4 protein-coding genes are annotated in these 6,708 nt (G+C 59.9%); 1 reads left to right on the top strand and 3 read right to left on the bottom strand.

Going from position 1 to position 6,708, the window contains the following annotated elements:
* Nucleotides 1-386: hypothetical protein (locus tag VGH68_RS27480; protein WP_331606877.1), on the top strand; the 386-nt coding region annotated here is incomplete at its 5' end.
* Nucleotides 387-396: 10 nt separating this feature from the next.
* Here VGH68_RS27480 and VGH68_RS27475 read toward each other — a convergent pair.
* The 3 genes from VGH68_RS27475 to VGH68_RS27465 form a co-directional block, all read right to left on the bottom strand.
* Nucleotides 397-1,257 carry a hypothetical protein gene (locus tag VGH68_RS27475; protein ID WP_331606876.1) on the bottom strand — a complete coding sequence of 287 codons (861 nt, stop codon included), beginning with the start codon at nt 1,255-1,257 and terminating at the stop codon, nt 397-399.
* 779 nt (nt 1,258-2,036) lie between these two features.
* Nucleotides 2,037-2,849, bottom strand: coding sequence for a hypothetical protein (locus tag VGH68_RS27470; protein WP_331606874.1), 813 nt, complete (start codon nt 2,847-2,849; stop codon nt 2,037-2,039).
* 2 nt (nt 2,850-2,851) lie between these two features.
* Nucleotides 2,852-6,661, bottom strand: coding sequence for an RHS repeat-associated core domain-containing protein (locus VGH68_RS27465; protein ID WP_331606873.1), 3,810 nt, complete (start codon nt 6,659-6,661; stop codon nt 2,852-2,854).
* Between the last annotated feature and the right edge of the window lie 47 nt (nt 6,662-6,708).

Raw genomic sequence — 6,708 nt, 5'->3', positions numbered from 1 at the left:
GGGCTGAGGAGCTCCGGCTTACTGATGCCCAACGCGGCCCGGATCTGTTCCGCGCGCAAACCGCCAAGGTGCTTCTGGAGCAGCGCGACGATCGCGCCTGTCACCTTCGCGATGTCGGCGCCGGATCGGCGATGGCGGCGAGCGCCCTTGCTCGGTCGCGGCGCTCGCACAGCTCCCGGCGAACGATGAGCCGGCGCAGCTCCAGAGCGCGAATGGGTGACGCCTGCGATGTCATTGAGGGACGCATGTTGGATCGCGGCGACGGCGGCTTCGGCGAAGTCGGCGGCAAGCTTCTCGAGCGCGGTTCTGAGGTTGGGCATGCTGCACGCGTATTCGAGTCCGCCTGCGACTTCAACGTCTTTGTCCGTTCGGCACAAACACATTGACTTGATACTGCTACTTTGGAGTGACCTTCCCAACGATTCCGCTCAGATTACCCTGTAGAAAATAGACGCTCCCAGAGTCAACCGCGACTCCGATCGCGTCGATATTGGGAACGAGTTCCACCACGGTACCACCGCCCACGGGCACCTTGTTCACGCCACCGCTGATTTCGTTCGCCCAGTAAACGCTCGCGCCGTCGGTCGTCACCGCCGCTGGGTAAGACTGCGACGACGCAAGCGTCGTAATGGCTCCGCCACCGATTGGCGTTTGCATGACGGAGCCCTGATAGGCAGTATCCACCCAATAAACGTTGGAGCCGTCGGTCGCAATGGCTTGCGGCTGGTACTGATTCGAGGCTAATACGGTAACCGCTCCGCCTAACTTCGACATTTGGTTGACAGTGCCGTCGCTTACGTCGGTCCAAAAGATGTGAGTCGCATCCGCGGCAATCGCATACGGTGCTTTTCCTGTCGCGAGCGTCAGTGCCGCACCTCCGCCGACTGGCTCCGACATGACGTAACCTTGAACGGTCTCTGGCGCGGTCCAGAAAATGTCGACGGAATCGGTGACGATTGCATGCGCAAAAGAGGAGTTCGGTAACGATGTGACCGTGCTTGTCCCCTGGGGCTCGGTGTAAATCACGTTGTTGAACCCGCTGGCTGACGCAACCCAATAATAGGCGGTCGAGCCAATCGCCAAGGAGATTGGGCTCGCGTCGCCGGAATGGATCGTCGTGGGGATGCCTCCAATGGCGGAAACCGACATGATTGCGCCGTCGGGTTGATTGCTGTCACCCTGATCTACCCAAAACACGTCCGACGATTGGACGGCGATCGCTTGGGGCGATTTTTGAAGCGCCGCGAGTGTCACCACACAACGGGCGTGAATACACGCGTAAGACCACGCGCTTTGCTCGCATGCGATTCCGCACCCGCCACAGTCGGTAACGCTCGACTCGGTATTGATGCAGGTTCCATTGCAATCCGTCGTTCCAACCGGGCATTCGAGCGCGCATGCTCCCTGTTTGCATGCGGTCCCTTTCGGGCAGGCGACGCCACAGGATCCGCAGTTCGCGTTGTCGCTCGACGTGGTCGCGCAGGAGGAGCCGGCGTCGCCGTCGCAGAGCGACTGGCCCGCAGCGCATGTGGACGAGCATGTCCCGTTCACGCAGGCGAGTTCACTCCCGCACGCCGTCCCGCACGCTCCGCAATTCTTGTTGTCGCTTTCGGTATTCGCACAATATGCCAACCCGGCGTCGAGCAGGCAGAGCACCTGTTGACCGGCACAAGTCGATGAGCATGTTGCTCCGACGCACGCTTCGCCGGCAGGACAGGTCAAACCGCAGTCCCCACAGTTATCGGGGTCGACGTTCGGATCGACGCACGATTGCCCGCACTGCAGTGCGTTGCTGCCACAGTTTGTGGCGCAATCTCCCTCAGAGCACACGGTACCGTGCGCGCAAAGGTTCCCGCATGCGCCGCAATTCTCTGGATCTTTGTTGAGAGCAGCGCAGGCCCCGGCACACATGGCCTGCGCCGGAGGACAGACCCGCTCAGCTGGAAGTGTACGAGCCCCGCAGCCAGCCAAGGCCGCGTAAGGCAAAGAAATCATCAAGATGGGGAGACCTGCCAACAGCGAAATAGCTCTCGCCATCATTCGCCAATCTTATTCTTGTGAGTTGTGGTCAATGCCGTGATGGCACGAGCATAAACGCTACTTAGGCCGGCGGCCCACGCCCCATGCATCGCGAGCTTGAAGAAGCGCTTTGCCAGTGCTGGGTTCTCGCTGAACGCGTAACCCTCAGCCACAAGTGCGTAGCCTGCGGGATCTGATGTGAGCCCTGCCAGAGAGCGCGCGGCTCGCTTGACCTCCGCGCGGTCCTCCGCGCTCAGCGCTAGGCGAAGACGAAGACGAGTCAACGTCTCCAGATCGCGCCATCGTCCCTTACGGCGGGTTTTTGCGGCATATTCCGCGACCATGCGACGTCCGTCCTCATATCCCATAGCGTCATAATGCTGTTGGTCGATCGCTTCATCAATATCGTCCAAAACGATGTGCGAACAACCGAGGCGCCGATCAGCCCCCGAGATGGTTCGCCGATCCCGCTGTGCTTGCCCAAGCCTAAGGGCACGCCGCCAATATTGAGTCGCGGCGTGTTCGTTTCCCGCGCGCTGGTATTGATCTCCCAGGTTCAGGAAACTTCCTGGGCTCGGGAACCTGAAGGCAATCCAGCGCGCGATACCAACCCGCTGCCGGTTTGTGTCGGCCCCCGCGCTGCACACCGCGAGCGCTGCGAGAGCGAGTTCGTGCGCATCAGCGAACCAGCGCTCATCCCACTGGATTTGGGCAATGGCGATTAGCTTGCGCGCGGCGGCCGCCTTGTTTCGCTCCGACTTCAGTACTTCGGTAATGACGGAAGCCAGAGGCCTCCGCGCGGTCGCCGTTGATTTCCGCTTCCGCTTCATTGCTACAACGCAAAGACGCTATCAATACAGTTGCTCAATGTTTGAGTAGCATCGGAAAGGCAGTTCGCTAGCTTTGTCTGATTGCCGCCGTATAGTTCGTAGCACTCCGCCGAGTCGGCCGTGTATGCATCATAGCAAATGTCTACAGGGTTTGGTTTCGGGGTTTCCGGCTCCTTTGGCTTTGGGGGGTCGGAGGGCGCTGGTATTCCGGGCGTACGATATGGACTGCTCGCAAGATCACCGGCGGTGACGGGACAGCTGTTGGGGGCCGGCGGATGTTGGTACAGATAAATGCCCACGTTTACCGCCACGCCCGCGCCAACGCCCAGCCCAAGACCGATCGGGCCAAACTCCGCGCCGGCGAGCCCCAGTTCCGGAATCAGCAACGGCAACGCCAGCGAAAACCTGCCTGATGGATCGATGCAGTTCAGGGGATCATTGTTGCAATACGCGTACTGGTTCAGGCCGCCGGCGAACCCGATCGGGTCCTTTGACCACCATCGCCCCTTCCAGGGGTTGTAATCGCGCGCACCGAATCGATAGAGTCCCACGTCGCCGTCCCATAGCCCGCCGGCAAACCCGAACGGCTGCCAGGCCGACGGCCAGCTGCCCGCTGGATTGGGCCACCCAATTGCGACACCGTACGGATCGAAATCGTAGTCGCCCACGGGCTGTCCGGCCTGCGCACCCGATGCGATGACTACGCGTCTAACGGTCCCGTTCGCATCGGAGAGCATGCGGAGCGTGTAACCGTTGATCGCGATGAGATCGGGGACATTACGCTTGGTGATATAGACATACGTCGCGTCGACCGCGCCGCCGCTCGTCACGTGAGCGATGACCCGGTCGCCGTCGTACAAATAGCCTTGAGAAAGCGCAGGGCCAGCGATTTTACCGATCCGCCTGTTTCGATAGTCGACATCATAGTCGACCGTTGTGGATCCCGCGGCATAATGGCGCAAATTGCCAACAGGATCGTAGCTGTAGTAGTAGTAGTTGTTGCTAGGGTCGTGCTCTGACGTGACGTTGCCTTGCGCGTCGTACGCGTAAGTCCAGTATCCATCCGATCCGAGGCGATCCTGCGCATCGTATGACCAAAAGGAATTGAAACTTTGGTTACCGTCCGAATCGTAGCTCTGCGTTAGGTTGTACGGCCCGCAGTTCGTACCTCCGCTCGCCGAGGCAGTCCCGAACCACTCAGGAAACTGCGTACTATAGGTATATGCCCAGCTGCACTGATTCGTCCCGATTGTGTCGAGCCTTGCCGTCACGCGTCCGAGCGGATCGTTATGTGTGTACTGGATATCGAGCAGAATGGTGCCGGATGCACTGCAGGAAGCATCGCATGCCGCCGCAACGGCTTTCTGCTCAGTCAAGGCCCCGTAGGAGTCGTAGGTGTATGCCTCGCATACGCTTCCGACATTCGTACACTTGAGCATCCCGTTGGCGCCGCGATAGACGTTGAAGGTCGTGCCTTGAAGGCCCACTGAGCTAACGACGCTGTCGTTGTCATATTGAAATGTTGCCTGCGTCCAGTTGCCGGCGGTGTCAACGTATCGGTCCCCCAGCCGCAGCGCGTTGTCATAATCGTAGTGGATGACGTGGTCGAACGCCGATGGTGTCGACAGCTTGGTCTCCTCCGAAACCAAGAGCTGACCGTCGTATCCGTCGATTGTCGTCACGGTCGCCGCCGCCGAGCTCGCGGTCCCGTTCGTAGCGGTGCAACCACCGACACTCGACGTGCACGCTTGGCCGGTAGCCGGGTCATAGCCCAGTGTGACTGTGATAGTACCGCTCGTGGGATGGGCGTAAGATATTTGAGAAACGCGCCCGGCTGCGTCGCGAGTGTTCGTTACGACGTTCCCAGTCGGTGGCTCGACAGTGCGAATCAATCCATCGAGGTCGTAATCGTAAGTCGTGTTCGAATAGCCGATCGCCGGCGGATCGTAGCTGCCTAGCAGATTGAGGCCATTGTACGAGAAATTGTGAGCGTTATTCTTCGGCAGGGTCACTAGTTGCCGGTTGCCGTTCGCGTCGTAATCGAAGCCCACGACGCGCGGCGTGCCTCCCTTGATCGTCTGTTGCTTCACGCGACCGTCATCGTCGACGACGTCGAAGGTGAGGGCGGGCGCGAGCAGCGGGGTGTCTATCGAGCTCGTGAAGCCGCTCGCGGCGTGATGAATGGAGTACGTGCGAGTGCCTTGCTGGACGCTAACGATTTTTCCGAGATCGTTCGAGTTCACTCCGTAATTAATGTTGATGGGCGAGACCGCGACAGGGTCGTTCTGAGGCAACGTGATAACCTTGACGCGATCTAAGCTGTCGAGGTTCTTCACGATCTTTCGCTGCTCGGAGCTCGTCTGGACAATGCACGGGGGCGACGCGCAGTCAGCGGTCGCGACGCTCGTCCAAGTGGAGGTGGCATGCGTTCCGTAGTTGTTGAAGCTACCCCATCGCTCGTCCGTGACGCTCGTCGCAGAAAAGCCCATGCCACCCGACGCCGTTCGCGAGGTACGAATACACATCCCATTATAGCCTGAGAAGCACTTCGGACCGGTGTCAGGGTGCTGCGGCGTCGTGACAGTTACTGCCGTGGCATACGCGAGGTTCATGCCGAAGCGCGGATCAGGCGCGTAGCCCGTCGTCGTGCTCGTCCCATCGGGGCTCTTATGCGCGTGCGCCGAGTCGGTATACCAAGTGTCAATGGTGGGATTCGAAGCGGCGAGCGTCGTCTGCGTGCGCTGCTCACTGCGCGTGAAAGTTGCGGGGGTCAAGTTCCAATCGCTGAACGTGTCGACGGTCGCAGACGTGTCGATGACGTGAGTGGTCGTGCGGCTTTCCGCGGTCGTGAAGTCGATTCCGACCGTCGTCGCTCCGTCCGTGCGTGTCAGGCGCGAACCCGCTCCAGCGCCAGGTGCGACATCGCTCGTTAGAAGCCCGGTCGACGTGTACCCGAAGTTGTGGACATTGGTGGCGACCGGCTCGGTCATTTGTGACAGCAAATGCGTGTTTGGATCGTAAGCGAATGTCGTGTGGTGGAGCGCTGGGTCGTCGAGACCCGTCAAGTATGTCCCGGTAAGCGTAAGCTTCGTCGCCTGTCCCGTCGGCGACGTAATGGTCACCGTGCCCGTACCGTAACCACTGATCGTCGTCGGACCGCCAACGTCCGAAAGGGAGCTGACGTAGCCGCCCGTGTATCCGACCGTGAGTGATGTCGCGCCCGCGTATTTCGCACGCGTGTAAAGATGCTTGCCGGTGGCGTCGAACTCATAAACCTCTGAGCCGTCGAGGCTCGGCACGAGAATGTCGTTACCCGAAGTGGTATCGTCGGCGCGCCGAAGCCGCACGACGCGATTTGCATTTCCATCGTTATTGTCATTTCGTGCCGTCGTATAATCGTATCCGTCGGGACTGACGACGACACGGACTGGCAGAATGGGGCTTGACGTCGCGAACGATCCGTCGGCGAACGGCCACGCGCTTCCGTAGACGCCAGCAAAGCGCGTCACGAGCCCGCTCGAATCGACTTTGCGCACGGAGTAATCCCCGAGACTCGGAATGAGAACGGATGAACCGGATATCGAGAGCCATGACGAACTCTGCGTGTAGATGCGGACGCTTGGATCCGTCGCTTGGGGCGGCGCCCCCGCATCGGGAGTCAATCCATCGAAGGTGTCGCCGATCAAACCGTTGCCGGCGAGCACATGAAACTTCCCGTTGACGTGAAACCCGAAAATTGGTCCGCCGATAATGCCTTGATGTACGGAGGCATGTATGTCGCGGAAGAGCAAGTTTTCGGAAGCTGAAATCATCGGCGCCATCAAAGAGATTGAAGGCGGAGCGACAATGGCGGAGACGG

Origin of the sequence: Paraburkholderia sp., assembly GCF_036488505.1 — a bacterium.
In the GTDB taxonomy this organism is placed as follows: domain Bacteria; phylum Pseudomonadota; class Gammaproteobacteria; order Burkholderiales; family Burkholderiaceae; genus Paraburkholderia.
Note: the sequence above shows the minus strand (reverse complement) of the source record. Positions and strands in the feature narration are given on the sequence as shown.

Coding starts and splice junctions, on each gene's coding strand:
- VGH68_RS27465 (WP_331606873.1), bottom strand. CDS start 6,661: ATGATTTCAGCTTCCGAAAACTTGCTCTTCCGCGACATACATGCCTCC.
- VGH68_RS27470 (WP_331606874.1), bottom strand. CDS start 2,849: ATGAAGCGGAAGCGGAAATCAACGGCGACCGCGCGGAGGCCTCTGGCT.